This window comes from Halorubrum sp. SS7 (assembly GCF_005435055.1).
Taxonomy (GTDB): domain Archaea; phylum Halobacteriota; class Halobacteria; order Halobacteriales; family Haloferacaceae; genus Halorubrum; species Halorubrum salinarum.
Genome location: NZ_SGXV01000003.1, coordinates 229,500 through 248,663 on the forward strand (window position 1 = coordinate 229,500; position 19,164 = coordinate 248,663).

Consider the following 19,164-nt stretch of genomic DNA (forward strand, 5'->3'; position numbering starts at 1 on the left):
GTTTCCTCCCCGTCAGTCGACGATTTCGCAGCCCAGGGCCTCCAGCCGCCGCACGGCGGCCGGCAGGTCCTCGTCTCCGACGAACACGTGGTCCGTCGCGTACGACGAGATGACGAACACCGAGACGTCGACCTCGGCGAGCGCCGTCGCGACCGCCGCGAGGAACCCGACGAGCTCGAAGGGGAGCTCCATCTCGAAGGTCAGGCGCCTCCAGCCGGGCTCGACCGCGTCCGCGTCGACCGCGTCGACATCGCCCTCCTCGACGACGACCGTCGTCTCGCCGTCCGCGCGGACCGTCGCGAACGCGTCCGGGTGTCCCCGGTCGGTCCGGCAGACCGCGTACGTCTCGTCCGACACGCTGACCGCGCCGCCGTCGAGGAAATCGGCCGGATCCATGGGGGTCGCAGGCGCCCGCGAGACAAAAAGGCGCGTCGTCCGCCGACCCCGCCGCGACCGGCGCGCTCCGTCCCGCGGTCGCTGCGATTCGCGCCGAATCGGAACCATTTAAGCCGGTGTCGGTACCGATCCCACACGGATGAAACTTCACGAGTATCAAGCGAAGTCTCTCTTCGCGGACGCCGGGATCCCGGTTCCGGACTCCCGGCTCGCGACGAGCGTCGAGGACGCGCTCGACGCCGTCGACGAGATCGGCTACCCGGCCGCGATCAAGGCGCAGGTCCACGTGGGCGGCCGCGGCAAGGCCGGCGGGATCAAGATCGCGACCGACCGCGAGGAGGCCGAGCAGTACGCCGACGAGATCCTCGGGATGGACCTCAAGGGCTACACCGTCGATCAGGTCCTCGTCGAGGCGGGCGTCGACTTCGTCGACGAGCTGTACGTCGGCGTCACGATGGACCGCGGCGAGGGCAAGCCGGTCCTGATGGTGTCGACCGAGGGCGGCGTCAACATCGAGGAGGTCGCCGAGGAGAACCCCGACGCCATCGCGCGCGAACACGTCGACCCCGCGTTCGGACTCCACCCGTACCAGGCCCGGAAGGTCGTCTACGAGGCCGGCGTCGACGCCGACGTGGCGCTCGACGTGGCGTCGATCCTCTCGACGCTGTACGAGCTCTACGAGGAGAACGACGCCTCCGAGATCGAGGTCAACCCCGTCATGATCACGAGCGACCGCGACGTGATCGCGGCCGACGCCGTGATGAACATCGACGAGGACGCGCTGTTCCGCCAGCCCGACCTCGCCGACATGGCCGAGGAGTCCTACGAGGACGACCTCGAACGCAAGGCCGGCGAGTACGGCCTCGACTACGTCCGCCTCTCCGGGAACGTCGGGATCATCGGCAACGGCGCCGGGCTCGTGATGACGACGCTCGACTTAGTCGACTACTACGGCGGCGCGCCCGCCAACTTCCTCGACATCGGCGGCGGGGCGAAGGCCGAGCGCGTCGCGAACGCGCTCGACATGGTGTTCTCCGACGACAACGTCGACGCGGTCGTCTTCAACATCTTCGGCGGGATCACCCGCGGCGACGAGGTCGCGAAGGGGATCAACGAGGCCCTCGAACAGTTCGACGAGATCCCGAAGAAGGTGGTCGTCCGGCTCGCCGGGACGAACGCCGAGAAGGGGATGGAGATTCTGAACACCGACCTCGTCGAGGTCGAGAAGACGCTGGAGGACGCGGTCCAGCGCGCTGTCGCGAACGCCGAGGAGGTGCCCCAATGAGCATTTTCGTCGACGACGACACCAGAGTGGTGGTCCAGGGGATCACCGGCGGGGAGGGCAAGTTCCACGCCGGACAGATGATCGAGTACGGCACCAACGTCGTCGCCGGCGCGGTGCCCGGCAAGGGCGGCCAGGAGGTCCACGGCGTCCCCGTCTACGACACCGTGGACGAGGCCGTCGAGGCCGAGGACGCGGACGCCTCCGTGATCTTCGTGCCGCCGGCGTTCGCCGCCGACGCGGTCTTCGAGTCGCTCGACACCGACCTCGACCTCGCGGTCGCGATCACCGAGGGCATCCCGACCCAGGACATGGCGAAGGTGAACAAGCGCCTCGGCGAGACCGACACACGCCTCATCGGCCCGAACTGTCCGGGGATCATCACGCCGGGCGAGGCGAAGCTCGGCATCCTGCCGGGGAACATCTTCTCCGAGGGTAACGTCGGGCTCGTCTCCCGCTCCGGCACGCTCACCTACCAGGTCGTCGACAACCTCACCGAGCGCGGGCTCGGCCAGTCGACCGCCATCGGCATCGGCGGCGACCCGATCATCGGCACCTCCTTCGTCGACGCCCTCGAGGCGTTCGAGGCCGACCCCGACACCGACGCCGTCGTGATGTGCGGCGAGATCGGCGGGGAGGACGAGGAGCAGGCGGCGAGGTTCATCGGCGAGCACATGGACACGCCGGTCGCCGGCTTCATCGCCGGCCGCACCGCGCCGCCGGGCAAGCGCATGGGCCACGCGGGCGCCATCGTCTCGGGCTCCGGGACGGGCACGGCGCAGTCGAAGATCGACGCGCTCAACGAGGCCGGCGTCCCCGTCGGCGACACTCCCGAGGAGGTCGCCGACCACGTCGAGGACTTCCTGTAAGGACGACTCGACCCTCACTGCCTCGTTTTTGTCGTTCGAGACGGGTAGCGGTCCGATTTTCAGTATCGGTAGCCGGGGCGAAAGCTAAAATTACTGGTAGTGTAACACGTACGCATATGAATTCAGGTCCCGACGACCCGCCGACGGACGTCGACTCGGCCGCCGCAGGCGCGTCGGGACCGACCGACGCCGGCAGTCGCGTCCTGTTCGTCGACGACGAACCCGGCGCGGCGGACCTCGCCGCCACCCACGTGGAGCGCCTCTTGGACGGCGTCGAGACGGTTACCCGGATGTCCCCGGAGGCGGCGCTCGACGTCGTCCGGAGCGAGCGCGTCGACTGCGTCGTCAGCGACTTCGACATGCCGGGAAAGGACGGGCTGGCGTTCCTCGAAGCGGTCCGCGAGGTCGACCCCGGCCTCCCCTTCGTGCTGTTCACCGGGAAGGGGAGCGAGGAGATAGCGAGCGAGGCCATCTCCGCCGGCGTCACCGACTACCTCCAGAAGGGCGCCGGCAAGGACCGCTACGAGATGCTCGCCAACAGCGTCGCGAACGCGCTCGGCCGGCGGCGCGCGGAGCGCGACCTCCGCGACGTGAACGCGAAGGTCACGGCGATCCACGAGTTCGCGACGGCGCTGGCATCCGTGAGCGACGTCGGGACGGTGTTCGACCGCACGGTCGACGCGGCCGAGGACATCTTGGAGTTCGACCGCTGCGTCACCGCCCGCCGCCGCGGCGACCGGGTCGTCCCCGCCGTCCTCTCCGACAGCGTCACCGAGGACGAGGTCCGGACGTTCGACGTCGGCGAGGGCGTCGTCGGGACCACGGTCGCCGAGCAGGAGACGATGGTGGTCGACAACCTCAGCGTCGACCCCGCGGACCCCGACGAACTGGAGGACCCCGCCTCCCCGGGACGGACCGCCGGCGGGGCCGACCGACGGGAGGGCTCGGACGTCGCCGACCCGGTCGCCGACGACATCCGGTCGGCGATCAGCGTCCCGATCGGTTCCCACGGGGTGTTACAGGCGGTCTCGAACGGCTACGCCGCGTTCGACGACCGCGACGTGGAGTTCGCGGAGCTGCTCGCGTCCCACGCGGCCAACGCCATCGAGCAGATCGAGACGGAGACCGCGCTCCGCCGGGAGCGCGACCGACTGACGGCGCTGTTCCACGACCTCCCGCTCCCCGCGGTGCGCACCGTCGCGCTCGGGGAGGGCGAGCGCCGCCTCGACGCCGCGAACGACGCGTTCGAAGACACGTTCGGGTACGGCGCCGACAGCGGGTACGAGGAGGTCCGCGAGGCGATCATTCCGGACGACGCCGACACGCCCGACCGGGAAGCGGTGCTTGACCGCGGCGAGCCCTCGCGGCTCGAAGTGCGCCGCCGGACCCCCGACGGGATGCGCGACTTCATCCTCCACGTGATCCCCGTCAAGCAGTCGGACGAGACCGTCATCTACAGCGTCTACGCCGACATCGACGATCAGAAACACGTCGAGCGGACGCTGCGCCGGCTCCACGCGACGACCCGCGAGATGTTCGGCGGCGACGACCGCGAGGAGATCGCCGCGGTGGCCGCGCGCGCCGCCATCGACATCCTCGAGTTCCCGAACAGCGGCGTCCGGCTGTACGACCCCGAGGCGAACGTGCTCCTCCCGACGGCGATAAGCGAGGAGGCGACGGCGGCCTTCGGCGACCGACCCCCGTTCGGGCCGGGCGACGGCCGGATCTGGGAGGCGTTCGAGTCCGGCCAGCCGATCGTCGTCGACGACCTCGACGCGGTCGACACCGCGGTCGGGTACGGCGACCTCCGGAGCCTCCTCGTCGTACCCCTCGGCGAGCACGGGGTCATGCCCCTCGGGTCGCGCGAACCGGGCTTCTTCGACGAGAGCGACCTCCAGCTGGCGCGCGTCCTCGCCGCGAACGTCACCGTCGCGCTGGATCACGCCGAGCGGACCGAACAGCTCCGCGACCGGGACGCCGCGCTCCAGCGCGAGATCGACCGCTTAGAGAAGTTCGCCGGCCTGGTCTCGCACGACCTCCGGAACCCGCTCAACGTCGCCGCCGGCCGGACCGACCTGGCGCGCTCGCTGACCGACGACGAGGCGGTCCTCGGCGAACTCGACCGGGTCGAGGACGCCCACGAGCGGATGAGCCAGCTGATAGACGACCTGCTCGCGCTGGCGCGGCAGGGCCGGACGGTCGACGAACTGGAGTCCGTCCCGCTGAAGGAGGCGGCCGAACGCGCGTGGCGCACGGTCGACACGGGGGACGCGACGCTCGACGCGGCCGAGGCGGCGTCGACGGTCGAGGCCGACCCGGAGCGGCTCCGCACCCTGTTCGAGAACCTGTTCACGAACAGCGTGGAACACGGTTCCACGAGCAGTCGGACGGAGTCCGACGACAGCGTCGAGCACGGCTCGACTGGCAGCCGGACGGAGTCCGGCGACAGCGTGGAACACGGTTCCACGAGCAGTCGGACGGAGTCCGACGACAGCGTGGAACGCGGCTCGGACAGTGACACCGAGGGCGACGACGGACTCACCGTGACCGTCGGCTCCCTCCCCGACGGGTTCTACGTCGCGGACGACGGGGACGGGTTCGGGATCGACCCGGAGGAGGCGACGAAGTACGGCAGCTCGAGCACGGAGCGTGGAACCGGATTCGGCCTCGCGATCGTGCGCGAGATAGCGGCCGCACACGGCTGGGAGCTCTCGATCGAGGGCGACGACGGCGCTCGCTTCGAGTTCAGAAACCAAACCGCTATATAAAAACCCGGTTGCCGTGCGCCGGCGGCGCACAGGCGGGCCACGGTTATGCGCGAATCGCCACTGTATATAACGTATGGACGAAGGAACCCGCGAGCTGCTCGAACCGCTCCCGCCGAGCGCCAAGCTGGTCTACTACGTGCTCGACGCGGAGGGCCGGTTCGACCAGACCGGCCTCGCCGAGGAGACGCGCCTCTCGACGCGCACCGTCCGGTTCGCGGTCGAGAAGCTCACCGAGGTCGGCCTCGTCGAGGAGGGCCTGTGCCCCCGCGACGCCCGCCGCTCCGTCTACCAGGCCGTGCCGCCCGCGGAGCGCGACCCCGTCGACGAGCCCGAGGCGACCGCCGACTCCGCCACCGAGGCCGACGCCCCGGCCGCCGCGGTCGCCGAGGACTGAGCCCGGTCCGCACCGCGGCCGAACCGACGCCGCACCGCCACCGCACCCCCGCCGAACCGACGCCCGGATCCGTCGCGCTTTTGCCCCCGCGACCGGTAGTGAGCGCACTCCGATGGCGACGTACCACATCGAAACCTACGGCTGTAGCTCGAACCGGGGAGAGAGCCGGGAGATCGAGCGTGCCCTCCGCGACGGCGGGCACCGACCGGCCGACGGCCCCGACGAAGCGGACGTCGCCATCCTCAACACCTGTACCGTCGTCGAGAAGACCGAGCGCAACATGCTCCGGCGCGCGGAGGAGCTGGCCGAGACGACCGCCGAACTCGTCGTCACCGGCTGTATGGCGCTCGCGCAGGGCGACCTGTTCGACGAGGCGGACGTCGACGCCGAGATCCTCCACTGGGACGAGGTCCCCGAATACGTGCTCAACGGGGAGTGCCCGACGGTCACCCCCGACGCGGAGCCGGTCCTCGACGGCGTCGTCGGCATCCTCCCCATCGCGCGCGGCTGTATGAGCAACTGCTCGTACTGTATCACCAAGTTCGCCACCGGCCGCGTCGACTCGCCGTCGGTCGAGGAGAACGTCGAGAAGGCCCGCGCCCTCGTTCACGCCGGCGCGAAGGAGATCCGCGTCACCGGCCAGGACACGGCCGTCTACGGCTGGGACGACGGCGAGCGGAAGCTCCCGGAGCTGCTCGACCGGATCTGCGACATCGACGGCGACTTCCGGGTCCGGCTGGGGATGGCGAACCCCGGCGGCATCCACGGAATCCACGAGGAGCTGGCCGACGTGTTCGCCGCGAACGAGGAGCTGTACGACTTCATCCACGCGCCGGTCCAGTCCGGCTCCGACGACGTGCTCGAGGACATGCGCCGGCAACACCGGGTGGAGAAGTTCCGCGAGATCGTCGCGACGTTCGACGACCGGCTCGACCACTGGACGCTCTCGACGGACTTCATCGTCGGCTTCCCCACCGAGGACGAGGCCGACCACGAGCTGTCGATGGACCTCCTGGCCGAGGTCCGCCCAGAGAAGATCAACGTCACCCGCTTCTCGAAGCGCCCCGGCACCGACGCCGCCGACATGAAGGGGCTCGGCGGGACGGTCAAGAAGGAGCGCTCGAAGGCGATGTCCGAGCTGAAGATGGAGGTCGTCGGCGAGGCGTACGAGTCGATGGTCGGCGAGACGTTCGAGGCCCTCGTCGTCGAGGAGGGAACCGGCGACTCCGTGAAGTGCCGCGACGGCGCCTACCGACAGATCATCGTCCAGAACGCCGCCGAGCGCGGGGTCGAGGTCGGCGACTTCGTCACGGTCGAGGTCACCGGGCACAACACGGTGTACGCGTTCGGCGACCCCGTGGTGACCGGGCGCGACCCGGTCGACGGCGACGTCGAGCGGGACGACCGACCCGAGTCGACGGCCTCGTCCGCGTGAGGGTCGGAGCCACCTCGTTCTAACCGGGCGATGCGGGACTCAGGCGGACTCGTCCGCCTCGGGATCCGCCGTCCCGGCGCCCGCGACGTCCGGGTCCCCCCACATCGCGGCCCGTTTCGCTCGCCTCCTGAGCTCGGCGGCCTCCGGGACGGGCCCGCTCGGGCCGTCGGATTCGGGGCGGTCCGGGAGCCGGATCCGGACGACGGTCCCGCGCGGGTCGTTCTCCGCGAACTCGACCGTCCCGCCGCCGCGCGTCACCGTCCAGTAGATCAGCCACAGCCCGAGCCCCTCGGTGTGTTCGAGCGGCGTCTCCTCGGCGTTCCGAAGCGTCTCCCGCTCGGTCGCGGGGAGCCCGCGCCCGGTGTCCGCGACGACGAGGGTCGTCGCGTCGCCGTCGCGTCCCACGCGCACCGTGACGGTCACGTCGTCCCCGTTGTGCTCGACCGCGTTCCGGAGCGCCTCCTCGAACGCGAGCGGCAGCGACGGGTGTGCGCGGACGATGCGCCGGTCCGGTAGCTCCGTCTCGATCGCCGCCTCGGGGTCCTCCGCGGTCACCCGGTCGACCCGCTCCCGAACGAGGGGCACGAGGTCGAACGACTGGAGCGACTCGGTCCGCCAGATCGACGCGATGCGGCGGGTCCGCTCGCTCGTCTCGGAGAGCTCCGACAGGTGTTCGCGAACGATCGCGGCGCGCTCCGCGACTTCCGCGTCGTCCTCCACGTCCTCGATCCCGTCGAGGTAGCCGAGCGCGACCGACAGCTCGTTCCGGATGTTGTGGCGCAGCACGCGGTCGTTGATCGAGAGCAGGGTCGCCAGCTCCTGCGCCTCGGCGAGCTGCTCGTCGGCCTTCACCGCGTACGGCCCCGCCCGGGACCCGACTGCCGCGCCGAGGCTCGTGGCGAACGCGATCAGGAAGGAGAGCTTGAACGCGTGGTGGTCGAGCAGCCAGATGAGCCAGACGACGCCCGCGAGCGAGGCGAACGAGAGGGCGGTGAGGGCGGCGATCCGGACCGCTCGCCACCGGCCCGGCGGGGATATCCCCCAGTCCGGCAGGTCGTACACGGTGTAGAAGACGAACCCGGAGAGCCCGACGATCAGCGCAGATTCGAGCAGCGCTCCCACGTCTCCCCCCTGTAACGCCAGGTGACCGACGCCGAGCCCGGCACAGAGCGTGCCGAGCGCGCCGAACCCGACTCGGGGGGTGACGAGAGAGGCCATCGGGACCCGTACTCCGCCACGAGGCTTATGGGTTTCCCAGCGGGGCGGGCGCGACGGCCGAGATCAGCCGTCGTCGTAGATCATCTCGACCTCGTCGGCGAACCGGTCTAAGATGTTCCGCCGCTTCTTCTTCATCGTCGGCGTGAGCAGGTCGTTCGCCTCGGTGAACTCCTCTTCGACGAGCCGGAACTGCTTGATCTTCTCGTAGGACTCGAACTCCTCGTTCACGCGGTCGACCTCCGTCTGGATGCGCTCTCGGACGCGGTCGTCGCGGCAGACCGCCGCGCGGTCCTCGGGGAGGTCGACCCCGTTCTCGTCGGCCCACGCCGCCACCCGCTCGAAGTTCGGGACGATGAGCGCCGAGACGAACTTCCGGCCGTCGCCGAGGACGACGCACTGCTCGACGAACTCGTTGGCGGCGAAGCGGTCCTCGATCGGCCCCGGGGCGACGTTCTTCCCGGTCGAGAGCACGAGCAGCTGCTTGGCGCGCTCGCGGAAGGCGACGTACCCGTCCGGGCGGAGCTGGACGATGTCGCCGGTGCGGAACCACGGCTCCGCGGCGGCCTCCGCGTCGCCCCCGTCGTCCGACCCGTCGCCGTCGACGCCGATGCGCTCGTCGGCCGGGGTCCCGGCGGTCACGGCGTCGGGTGGGAGCTCGTCCGCGTCGACGAACGCCTCCGCTGTCGCGTCCGGGCGGTTCCAGTAGCCGTCGGTCACCTGCGGGCCGCGGACGAGCAGCTCGCCGACGTCGCCGGCGAGGTCGGCGACCTCCTCGCCGACGACGGAGCCGTCGATCGCTATCTCGGTGTCGACCACCGGCGGCCCGATGGTGCCGACCTTCGGCTCCTCGGGCGGGTTGACGCTGATGACCGGCGAGGTCTCGGTCAGCCCGTACCCCTCCAGGATCGGGAGGTCCATCGCGTGGTACAGCGCGCACAGCTCGGCCGACAGCGACCCGCCGCCCGAGATGAAGAACTCGATGTTGCCGCCGATCGCCTCGCGGACCGACGAGAAGACGAGCCGGTCGGCGATCACCCGCTTGGCGTCGAGCAGGGCGCCGGGATTGTCGGCCTCGTGGTGGGCGCGCCCCACGTCGACCGCCCACTCGAAGATGCGCTCCTTGACGGGCGACTCGCTCGCCTGCTCGCGGATCGCGTCGTACAGCTTCTCGTAGACGCGCGGGACGCTGGTCGTCGTCGTCGGGCGCACGAGCCCGAAGTCCTCGCGGAGGGTGTCCGGGCTCTCGGCGTACGCGACGGTCGCGCCCGCGGCGAACATCATGTAGTGGCCGGCCATCCGCTCGAAGACGTGCGCGAGCGGGAGGAACGAGAGCGTGGTCGACTCGGCGGAGATCCCGGGGACCGACGGGTCGCGGTCGGGCCGGTCGGCGAAGCGCCGGTAGCACTGCGAGACGTTGTCGCGGAAGTTCGCGTGCGTCAGCCGGACCCCCTTCGGCTTCCCGGTGGTCCCCGAGGTGTAGATCAGGCTGGCGAGGTCGCCGATCTCGACCGCGTCGACCCACCCCTCGTAGGTCGCCTCGTCGAACGCCTCGGCGCCGAGTTCGTGGACTTCGCCGAGGCCGTACACGTCTTCGAGGTCGTCGGCCTCGACCGCGTCGGCGTCGACCTCGTCGACGGTCACTATCGCGTCGAGGTCGTGGTCGAGGTCGCCGCGCACCGCGAGCACGTCTTCCAGCATCTCGCCGTTCTCGGCGACGACGACCGTCGCCTCCGGGTCCTCCAGCAGGTAGCGCAGCTGGCTCGGCGACGACGAGGCGTACACCGTCGTCACGACGGCGCCCGCGGCCAGCGCCGCGAAGTCGGTCTGGGCCCACTCCATGCGGGTCTGCGAGTACATCGCGACCCGCGTGTCGCCGTCGACGCCCAGCTCGCGGAGCCCGGCCGCGAGGTTCCGGACGATCCCCCGCATCTCCGCGTACGTCAGGTCGGCGTAGTCGCCGGCCGGCGCCGGCGGAACCACCCCGGCGGCGACGAGCGACCGGTCGTAGGTGCCGCCCTTATATCGTTGAGCGATCCGGTCCGCGTGCCGCTCCGCGGTGCGCTCGAACATCTCGGGGAGCGTCTCCCGGGCGATGGCCTCGTCCGTGAACGCTCGTTCCGCCGCTTGCCAACTCATACACCCTCAGTCCCACCCTACCATCATAAACAAACCGGTAGTTTGTAGTTTCTCGCCGCGGCGCCGGTCGCCTCCCGCGTCGGCCGTCGGTCGCCGCCGTCGGTCTGCCTCGCCGGGTCGGCAGTAAGTCGCCGCCGTCGATCCGTCTCGCCGGGGGGCAGTAAGTCGCCGCCGTCGATCCGCCTCGCCGGGGCGGCAGTAAGTCGCCGCCGTCGATCCGCCTCACAGGGGCGGCAGTCAGTTGCCGCCAGCGATGCGCCTGCCGACGCGGTCCCTGTCCGCGCGGACGTCGTCGGCCATCTCCGCGATCTGCGCCAACACCGGGTAGCGAGGGCCGTCCTCGGCGCCGTAGAGGTAGTCGTGGAACGGGTGGTCGCTCTCGCCGTCGAGCGGCGACTCCGGGGTCAGCGGCGGGTCGTCGAGCGAGCGCTGCCGGTCGGCGGCGAGCTCGTCGCACTCCCGTTCCAGCTCCGTCAGCCGGTTCCAGACGTCGATCGCCGCGCCGGTCTCGCCCTCGGACCGGATCCCGTCCAGGTGGCCGACCAGGCACCGGCGGCGGCGGTCGATCGCCGACAGCGCCGCCTCGCGGTCGTCCAGTTCGTCGATCTCCGTGCTGATCGCGTCGGCGAGCCGCTCGCGGGCGTCCGCGGCGCGCCGGCTCCGGTCGACGAGCGCCGACTGTGCGCCGCTCGACAGGGCGCCGTCGGTCGCCAGCGCGGTCGCCGCGTCGGGCCCGAGCTCGGCCGCCAGGCTCTCCGCGGGCGTCTCGTCGTACTCGGCCCGGTAGTGCGGCAGCGACAGCACCGTGTCGCGGTACGCGGCCATCACCCGCCTGAGGGTGACGCTTCGGCCGCTCGGCCCCCCGCCCGGCGGGCCGCCGCCGTCGCCGTCGATCCGACGGAGGGCGCCGGCCGGCACCCCGGTCGGCGTCGCGTCCGCCGCGACGGAGACGGCGTCGATCTGCGCCACGCGGTCGGCGAACGACTCGAACGCGTCCCGCTCGTCGAGGACGCGGCGGCGCTCGCGACGGCAGGCGGACTCGGCGTCGCGCACGTACGCGAACGCGAGCAGCGCGAGCACCCCGACGAGCGCGACCGCCGTGACGACTCCCGGCTCAGTCGCGATCGCGCCCAGCTCGCACCAGCCGCTCGAACACCCCTCCGTCAGTCCCCGATCGGGGATCTGGAACACCGCCGCCGAACCCGGCTGAACAGTCATTTGGGTCTGTTAACACGGTACACACACAAAGCGCTTTGGTCTCGTCGGCGGCGTTGGCCGGGTTACGGCGGTTTCTGTCCCGGATCCGGGGTCAGTTCCGGACGCCGTCGTCGGTGATCACGGTGTCGATCATCCCGATCGGCGTGGCGTCGTAGCTCGGGTTCTCGATCTCCACGTCCTCGACGGGCTCGCGCATCACCTCGACGGCGTCGCGGAACTCGTTCTCGAACCGGAACTCCTCGATGGTCTTCGCGCCCGAGCCGACCGCGGTGACGGGGACGCCGAGCTCGCGGGCGGTGACGACCAGCGGGAACGTGCCGATGCGGTTGTAGTAGGTCCCACCGGTGATACAGGTGATCCCCAGCAGGACGCGGTCGCAGTCGCGGAGCGCGTAGCCCATCGCGCTGTCGACGACCATCCGCGTCTCGACGCGCGACATCCCGGCGAGGACGCGCGCGGTCTTGCGCCCGAGCGTCCGCGGGCGCGCCTCGGTGACGTAGACGGTGAGGTGGGCGCCGTCGCGGGCGGCGTCCTCGATGGCTTCGAGCACGGTCGTCGAGTAGTCGTGGACCAGCAGCGTGTCGCCGTCGTCGAGGTGTTCGGCCGCGTTGGCGGCCGCCTCCCCCTTGGCCGTCTCGATGTCGTCGACCACGCGGGCGATCACGTCCTCCAGCAGCTGCTTCGCGCCCTCGACGCTCGTCGCCTCGCCGACGATGGAGCGCTCGACCTCGCGCATCGCGTTGTGGAGCGCCGCGTGGGAGGGGTTCGAGCGGCGCAGCACGCCCGCGTTGTGTTCGAGGTCGCGCTCGAACTCGTCGACGGTCACGTACTCGCGGTCCAGCAGGTCCGCGAGCGACCGCGTCGCCTTCACGGCCACCGCGGACGTGCTGTGGGTCCGCATCGCCCGGATCTCGGCGACGGTCTCGTCGATCATGCCCCAACGGTCGACCGCGCTCGTAAAAGGGGTTCCGGGGACGCGTCGGCGCGCCGACTATTCGAGCCCGAGACGGTCGGTCGCGCGCGGCACGCACCCCTCTTCCGGCTCGACGTACGAGTAGTGGTCCGCGACCAGGTCGGTGACGTCGACGTCGACGTAGCCGTCCGGCGCGGTCGCCGACGCCGGGAGCCCGCCGTGGCCGACCGCCCGGGTCCGGTCCGACGCGCGGTACACCCAGCCGAGCACGCGGTCGTTCCGGCTGTGGAAGTTGTAGACGGGGGCGTCGAGCGCCGCGATCGCCTCGCCGTACCGCCCGTCCGCCGCGGCGCTCTCGTCCGGGATCGCGCCGCCGAACAGCGACGCCGAGGCGAGGACGCCCGTCCGCCCGCGGGCCGCGAGCTCCCGGAGCGTCGCCCCCGTCACGCGGGCGCCGAGCGAGTGGGCGAACAGGTGGACCGGCCGGCCGTCCTCGTCCGCCCACGCCGTCAGCCAGTCCGCGAGCGGCGCGGCGTTGGCGTCGGCGGTCTCCTTCGCCGGCCCCCAGTCGACGTTCGACGCCCACGAGTAGCCGATCACCGGGCGGGCCTCGTCGACCGCGGCGTCGCCCTCTGCCGTCGCGTCGGTCCCCGACTCCTCGCCCGTCGCCGCGGCGAGCGCGAGCCGAGCGGTGTACGCCTGGTCGCGCGCCGACTCGGCGTCCGCGCCCAGCCCGTGGACGTACAGGACCACGGAGTCGGCGCCGTTGAAGCCCCACGACCCCGAGCGCTCGGTCGGCTCGGCGGCGTCGAGGCGCCCGCGCGTCGACACCATCGGCTGCGTCTCCGGCGCGTCGTACCCGCCGAAGTCGCCGTCGAGCGCGTTCGCGACGTAGAGGCCGCCGCCGCCGAGAAGCCCGACCCCGCCCGCGACGCCGTAGAGGAGTCGGCGTCGGGTGACGAGGCCGCCCGAATCGTCGTGCGCGCGCTCCGCCGCGTCCGCGTCGGTCGTCTCGCCCGCGTCGGTTGATCCGCCCGCGTCGTCGGCGCCGTCCCGTGAGGTGTTGGAGGAGATACCGATCCGTCGCCCCGAACGATCAAATAGCTGACGCGGCGGCGACGGCTGTTTATCGGTCGCTCCCCTACGAGGGGTATGAGCTACCCGGTCACGTACTACTGTCCCCACTGCGGGACGCTCGTCGCGCTCGAACGCGAGGGGTACCTCGCGGACAAGTCGGTGACCCCGTACCCGCTGGAAGGGTGGACGTACGTCGCGCCGACGGAGCCGTTCGACGCGGAGGCAGACGACGGCGGTGCGGACGGCGACGAGGACGCCGTCGACGGGGACGACGCGGTCGAGGCCGACGGCGTCCGGTTCGTCTGCGGCGAGAGCGACGGCGTCGACTGGGACCCCCACGACGGCGTCCGCGGCACCGACGTGGGCGGCGACGAGCCGTATCGGGAGCCGGACGCGGACGGCGTCGGCTGCGGCGAGCCATTCTACCTCTCGTTCGTCCGCTACGAGGAGGGCCGCGAGGTCGACCCCCGAGCGGAGTCTGAGCCCGTCGCGATCAACCCCGACCCGCGCCCGAGCGGGCCCCGCGGCCCGTCCGGCCCCGGCGAGGCCGGCGGACCGAGCGACTCCGACGGCGGCTTCTGGTGACTACGTAGTTGTCTCCTTGTGGACTGATGACCACGACTCGGCGGTGAACACCTCCAAAGCCCCAGCCGGGAGGACGGCGCACGCTCGCTGTGCGCCTCGCTCGCTCGCTCACTTCGTTCGCTCCCTCGCTGCGGTGCTTACATCGCCTGCGCCGTCCTCCCGGCTGCCCCTTTGAGTCCCGCCCGACCGCGACCGTACCGCAGCCTCACTCCTCCCCAGCCTCGCGGTTCGCGCTCTTCGAGCGCTCACCGGCTCCCTCGCGCGTGCTCCTCGCGGCCGCCTTCGGCGGCCACTCGGAGGCACGCGCCACCGCCTCTTTCAGCTGTGCGAACCATCTCGCAGCGTCACGAAGGTTCCCGAGCCGAACAGCCAAACGCCTTAAACGGTGAGCGAGTAGGCCGGGACATGGAGAGCATCAACCGGACCGCGATCGAGCTGGTCGACGAGGCGCTCGATTTCGCCGGCGAGCTGGACGTCGTCGGCTACGAGCTTGACAACGGCGCCACGGTCGTCGACTTCGGTGTCGACGCGGCCGGCGGCGTCGAGGCGGGACTGCTGCTCGCGGAGATACAGACGGCCGGGCTGGCGAACCTCCAGACCCGGATGGGCGAGCTCGCGGGCGCGCCCCGCCAGTACGTCGAGCTGTCGACCGACCACCCCGCCGTCGCGCTGCTGTGCTCGCAGAAGGCGGGCTGGGAGATCACGACCGAGGACGGCTTCGAGGGGCTCGGCTCCGGGCCGGCCCGCGCGCTGGTCGGCCGCGAGACCGAGTTCGAGCGCGTCGGCTACTACGACTCCTCGGAGTTCGCCACGCTGGCGGTCGAGTCGACGGCGCTGCCCGACGAGGCGGTTGCCGAGCAGGTCGCGGAGCTGGCCGAGGTCGACACCGACGGCGTGTTCCTCCCGGCGTTCGCCACCGGCTCGACCGCCGGATCCGTCACCACGGCGGCCCGCGCCGCCGAGCTCGCCGTCTTCCGCCTGCTGGAGATCGGCTACGAGCCCACGGACGTGCTCCACGCCTCGGGGTCCGCGCCGCTCGCGCCCGCGACCCGCGACGAGACGGAGGCGATGGGCCGGACGAACGACGCGCTCGCGTACGGCGGCGAGGTCCACCTCCAGGTCGCCCGCGACGACGACCGCTTCGACGAGATCGTCTCGACCGCCGGCGAGGAGTACGGGACGCCCTTCGTGGAGGTGTTCGAGGACGCGGACTGGGACTTCTACGACGTGCCCGAGAGCGTCTTCGCCCCGGCGCAGGTCACCGTCGACGTGGTGGACGGCCCCGTCTACACCGTCGGCGAGACCGACGAGGAACTGCTCGCGGAGTCGTTCGGCTACCGCTGAGCGCCCGCGACGCCGATCGATGCGACTCAAACCGGTCCCCGACCCCCCGGCCGACCTCGACGCGCTCCGCGAGTACCAGCGGGCGGTCCCGCTCGTGCCGGGCGACACGGACGACTGCTGCGCGCGGCTCCGGCGGCGCCGCGACCTCCCCGACCGGCAGACCGCCAACGACTGGCTGGCCTTCCTGCGCGCGCTCGACCTGGTCGAGGAGACCCCGCGCGGGTTCGTCCGTGCCGACGCCGAGCCGACCCCCGAGCGCGTCCGCGAGGGGCTCCGCGAGGGGGTCCTCCTCGCCCCGGAGGCGCTCGCCGCGCTGCGGGACGCCTCCCCGGAGGCCGCCCTGACGCCCGACGACCTCTTCGCGGCCACCCGCGACGGGGTCCCGCGCCACGACAGGGCCCGCAACCCCGACTGGGAGGCCGCGTGGCGCGACCGCGCCGCCCGCCTCCTCGGGTGGCTCGCGCTCGTCGACCTCGCCGCGCCGGTCGGCGGCGACCCGGACGCCTCGGGGACCGACGCCGGGTACGTCGCCGGCGACGCGCTCTGAGGCGGTCTGAAAGTCCTCTGACCGCCCCGTCGTCCCCGCAACAAGCCTTTTACTCGCCGCCGGAGAGGGAGTCGCATGGGACGCTTCGACGGGCGCACGGTCCGCTACGAGCCGACGAGCGTCAAGGACCTGCTCGTCGAGATGAAGGACACGGCGGAGCTCCTGATCGACCTGTCGTACTCGGCGGTCCTCCACGGGAGCCCGACGGTCGCACACGAGGTCGTCGAACTGGAACACCGGATGGACGTGCTCCAGCTGCGCGCCCGGATGAGCCTGATGCTCGCGGCGCGGAACCCGAGCGAGGCGGAGACGCTCGCGCCGGTCCTCGGCGTCATCGCCGCCGCCGACAAGGTGGCCGACGCCGCGGGCGACATCGCCAAGATCGTCACCGAGGAGATCGGGCTCCCCGACGCGATGCGGGGCGCGCTCTCGGCGGGCGTCGAGACGCTCGTCCGCGCGACCGCGGCGGCCGACTCGGCGTACGCCGGCCGCACGCTCGACGACATCGACCTCGAATCGGAGACCGGCGTCCGCGTCATCGCGGTCCGGCGGGACGACGACTGGATCCTCAACCCCGGGCCGACCACCCGGCTGGAGGCGGGCGACGTGACGCTGCTGCGCGGCCCCGAGGCCGGCGTCGCGGACGTGGTCCCCGAGCTGAGCGGCGAGCCGTACGAGCCGGAGCCCGAGGCCGAACCGGGGATCGACGACCTCGAACGCGCCGTCGGCTCGATCGTGTTGATGAAGAACCTCTCGGAGCTCGCGGTCGACCTCGCGTACGGCTCCGTCCTCTTCGACAACGAGGAGCTGGCCGAGGAGGTGAGCAACCTCGAGGTCGAGGTCGACGCGCTCCAGTCGCGCTTCGAGGCGTGGACGCTCCGCGCCGCGGCCGAGGCGGACGACCCGGTGTCGCTGCGCGGGCTCATCCACCTCGGCGTCGCGACCGAGGAGATCTCCGACGCCGCGCTGGCGATCACCGAGGGGGTCCGCCGCGACCTCGACGTCCACCCGGTCGTGGAGATGGCGGTCCAGGAGTCCGACGAGATCATCACCCGGACCGAGGTCGGCGCGGGGAGCGACCTCGACGGGACCGCGGTCGTCGACGGCGTGCCCGCGACGGACATCTCGACGAGCGTCCTCGCGATCCGGCGCCCGGACGACGGCTGGCTGGTCGGTCCCGACATCGACACCACCCTCAGGGGCGGCGACGTGATCATCTCGAAGGGGACCCGGACCTCGGCGGAGGAGTTCCATGCCCTCGCGGCGTGAGGGCGGGGAGCGAGCGGAGGCGACGCCCTCGGACCCGGCCGCCCTCGCGCGGGCCTACTACGACGCGCTCGACGCGGGCGAGTACGACCGGCTGGCGTCGCTACTCGATCCGGACTTCGTCCAGCGGCGCCCCGACCGCACCTTCGAGGGGCGCGAGCGCTTCGTCGCGTTCATGCGCGACGAGCGGCCGAACACCGACACGACCCACGCGGTCGACGGCGTGTACCCCTCCGGCCCCGGCGTGGCCGTCCGCGGCCGGCTGCTCGACGCCGACGGCGAGGTCCTGTTCGCGTTCGTCGACGTGTTCGACGCGGCGGGCGGACGGCTGACGGCGCTGGAGACGTACGCGGCGGCGGACGACTGAGGCGGCCCCTCCTTACCAGGCCGCGCGCAACACGCCGAGGATCCCCGCCGCGGTCGCGTCGAGGTCGGCCGGCGCGCGCTCCATCGGCGGGTCCTCGGCGACGAACTCGGCGATCGCCGGGAGGTCCGCCTCGTCCGTCTCGGGGAGGTCTCGGAGCCTGCTCGGCACGTCGAGCGCGTCGCGCACCGCGGCGACCGCCTCGACCACGTCCTCGGCGATCGCGCCGTCGTCGCGCCCGTCGGTCGGGACCCCGAGCCCGGCCGCGAGGGCCCGGCGGCTCGCGTCGACCTCGTCGAAGAGGTACGCCAGCGCGTGCGGCGCGACGACCGCGTGGATCGCTCCCTGCTGGACATCGTAGCGGCGGGCGAACCCGTGTCCAAACGCGTGGATCACGCTGATCTTGCGGTCCAGTTGGACGAGCAGCGACCCGACCACCGCGCGGTCCGTCGCGTCCTCGCCCCCCGGTCGGTCGCCGGCCACGCGGGGCAGCGCGTCCGAGAGGAGGCGGAGCCCGTGGACCGCGGCCGCGTCGCTCACCGGGTCGGCGTCGCGGGCGTACGGCGTCTCGATCCCCTTGTCGAAGCCGTTCATCGCCGACCCGGCCAGCACCGAGGTCGGCGTCGTCTCGAACAGCGCCGGGTCGGCCACGTCCGCGATCGGCCACGCGCCGCTCCCGCTGACGGTCACCGGCTGGCCGGTCGGCGACTCGTCGGCGGAGAAGATCTCCAGCGACCCGCCCGTGGAGACGTCCGCGCCCGCGAACGTCGTCGGCACGACGACGAACGGGACCGCCGGACCGCTCTCGGGTGCGAGGTCACCGAGCGCGTCCGGCCCCGCCTCCGCGTCGGCGCGGAGGTCGTCGAGGTCGCGGCCGTCGGCGGCGAGCAGCGTCGCCTGCCGCGCGACGTCGAGGCTCGCGCCGCCGCCGACCGCGACGAGCACGTCGGCGCCCGCCTCCTCGCGCGCGTCCAGCAGGTCGTAGGCGGTCTCGACCCGCTTGTCGGGGGTCGTCCCGTCGAAGACGCCGGCGAGCCGGTCGCCGAGCCCGGCCCGTATCGGGTCCATCAGCGCGTCGTTCGCGCCCGTGTTCGAGCCGCAGACGACCAGGGCGTCGTCGAGGCCGCGCTCGGCGAGCCAGCCCCCGAGGTCGGCGATTCGCCCCCGTCCGTACCGGATCTCGCAGCCGCGGTGAACGTGTTCGAAGGAGTCCGCGATCGGTAGCATTCGGCGATCGGTACGCGGGGACGCGGCTTGTAACTGTGGGAACACTACCCACGCTCCGGCGCGTCTCGTCGGTCCGTCGGCGGTGCCGATCGCGTCTCCTCGGTCCATCCAGGACGCCGCTCACG

17 protein-coding genes are annotated in these 19,164 nt (G+C 71.9%); 10 read left to right on the plus strand and 7 right to left on the minus strand.

The window, feature by feature from the left end; translation table 11 throughout:
• Nucleotides 1–12: 12 nt before the first annotated feature.
• Nucleotides 13–396, minus strand: a complete 384-nt coding sequence (locus EXE44_RS05560) for an ACT domain-containing protein (protein WP_137716304.1) — start codon at nt 394–396, stop codon at nt 13–15.
• A 139-nt stretch (nt 397–535) separates the two neighbouring features.
• Between EXE44_RS05560 and sucC the strand changes: the two genes are divergently transcribed.
• The 5 genes from sucC to EXE44_RS05585 all read left to right on the plus strand — a co-directional run bounded on the left by sucC (nt 536) and on the right by EXE44_RS05585 (nt 7,144).
• Complete coding sequence (gene sucC / locus EXE44_RS05565) at nt 536–1,681, plus strand: ADP-forming succinate--CoA ligase subunit beta (protein ID WP_137716305.1); 1,146 nt, start codon at nt 536–538, stop codon at nt 1,679–1,681.
• On the plus strand, nt 1,678–2,547 hold the full coding sequence (sucD, locus tag EXE44_RS05570; RefSeq protein WP_137716306.1) for a succinate--CoA ligase subunit alpha: 870 nt from the start codon (nt 1,678–1,680) through the stop codon (nt 2,545–2,547). Before sucC ends, sucD begins: the two co-directional genes overlap by 4 nt.
• A 116-nt stretch (nt 2,548–2,663) precedes the next feature.
• Nucleotides 2,664–5,315 carry a GAF domain-containing protein gene (locus EXE44_RS05575; protein ID WP_137716307.1) on the plus strand — a complete coding sequence of 884 codons (2,652 nt, stop codon included), beginning with the start codon at nt 2,664–2,666 and terminating at the stop codon, nt 5,313–5,315.
• A gap of 73 nt (nt 5,316–5,388) precedes the next feature.
• Nucleotides 5,389–5,709, plus strand: coding sequence for an ArsR family transcriptional regulator (locus EXE44_RS05580; RefSeq protein ID WP_121564606.1), 321 nt, complete (start codon nt 5,389–5,391; stop codon nt 5,707–5,709).
• A 112-nt stretch (nt 5,710–5,821) separates the two neighbouring features.
• Complete coding sequence (locus EXE44_RS05585; protein ID WP_137716308.1) at nt 5,822–7,144, plus strand: tRNA (N(6)-L-threonylcarbamoyladenosine(37)-C(2))-methylthiotransferase; 1,323 nt, start codon at nt 5,822–5,824, stop codon at nt 7,142–7,144.
• Between the two features lie 39 nt (nt 7,145–7,183).
• Here EXE44_RS05585 and EXE44_RS05590 read toward each other — a convergent pair whose 3' ends face one another.
• The 5 genes from EXE44_RS05590 to EXE44_RS05610 all read right to left on the minus strand — a co-directional run bounded on the left by EXE44_RS05590 (nt 7,184) and on the right by EXE44_RS05610 (nt 13,463).
• Complete coding sequence (locus EXE44_RS05590; RefSeq protein WP_137716309.1) at nt 7,184–8,362, minus strand: sensor histidine kinase KdpD; 1,179 nt, start codon at nt 8,360–8,362, stop codon at nt 7,184–7,186.
• A gap of 63 nt (nt 8,363–8,425) precedes the next feature.
• A complete protein-coding gene (locus EXE44_RS05595; RefSeq protein ID WP_137716310.1) occupies nt 8,426–10,498 on the minus strand; it encodes a long-chain fatty acid--CoA ligase in 2,073 nt (690 codons plus the stop codon).
• A gap of 237 nt (nt 10,499–10,735) precedes the next feature.
• The gene (locus EXE44_RS05600) at nt 10,736–11,716 is read right to left on the minus strand and encodes a hypothetical protein (RefSeq protein WP_137716311.1); all 981 of its coding nucleotides are present in this window, start codon (nt 11,714–11,716) and stop codon (nt 10,736–10,738) included.
• Nucleotides 11,717–11,807: 91 nt separating this feature from the next.
• Nucleotides 11,808–12,650, minus strand: a complete 843-nt coding sequence (locus EXE44_RS05605) for a translation initiation factor eIF-2B (RefSeq protein WP_121564616.1) — start codon at nt 12,648–12,650, stop codon at nt 11,808–11,810.
• Nucleotides 12,651–12,707: 57 nt separating this feature from the next.
• A complete protein-coding gene (locus tag EXE44_RS05610) occupies nt 12,708–13,463 on the minus strand; it encodes a DUF726 domain-containing protein (protein WP_137716392.1) in 756 nt (251 codons plus the stop codon).
• A 318-nt stretch (nt 13,464–13,781) separates the two neighbouring features.
• Between EXE44_RS05610 and EXE44_RS05615 the strand changes: the two genes are divergently transcribed.
• From EXE44_RS05615 to EXE44_RS05635, 5 genes are all read left to right on the plus strand, one after another.
• Complete coding sequence (locus EXE44_RS05615; RefSeq protein WP_137716312.1) at nt 13,782–14,291, plus strand: hypothetical protein; 510 nt, start codon at nt 13,782–13,784, stop codon at nt 14,289–14,291.
• Between the two features lie 405 nt (nt 14,292–14,696).
• On the plus strand, nt 14,697–15,635 hold the full coding sequence (mch, locus tag EXE44_RS05620) for a methenyltetrahydromethanopterin cyclohydrolase (protein ID WP_137716313.1): 939 nt from the start codon (nt 14,697–14,699) through the stop codon (nt 15,633–15,635).
• Between the two features lie 19 nt (nt 15,636–15,654).
• On the plus strand, nt 15,655–16,182 hold the full coding sequence (locus EXE44_RS05625) for a hypothetical protein (RefSeq protein WP_137716314.1): 528 nt from the start codon (nt 15,655–15,657) through the stop codon (nt 16,180–16,182).
• Nucleotides 16,183–16,257: 75 nt separating this feature from the next.
• The gene (locus EXE44_RS05630; protein WP_137716315.1) at nt 16,258–17,451 is read left to right on the plus strand and encodes a potassium channel family protein; all 1,194 of its coding nucleotides are present in this window, start codon (nt 16,258–16,260) and stop codon (nt 17,449–17,451) included.
• Nucleotides 17,435–17,815 (plus strand): nuclear transport factor 2 family protein, encoded by a 381-nt coding sequence (locus tag EXE44_RS05635; protein ID WP_137716316.1) that lies wholly within the window; start codon nt 17,435–17,437, stop codon nt 17,813–17,815. Before EXE44_RS05630 ends, EXE44_RS05635 begins: the two co-directional genes overlap by 17 nt.
• Before the next feature lie 12 nt (nt 17,816–17,827).
• Here the strand turns inward: EXE44_RS05635 and EXE44_RS05640 are convergent, their stop codons facing one another.
• Nucleotides 17,828–19,039 (minus strand): iron-containing alcohol dehydrogenase family protein, encoded by a 1,212-nt coding sequence (locus tag EXE44_RS05640; protein WP_137716317.1) that lies wholly within the window; start codon nt 19,037–19,039, stop codon nt 17,828–17,830.
• Between the last annotated feature and the right edge of the window lie 125 nt (nt 19,040–19,164).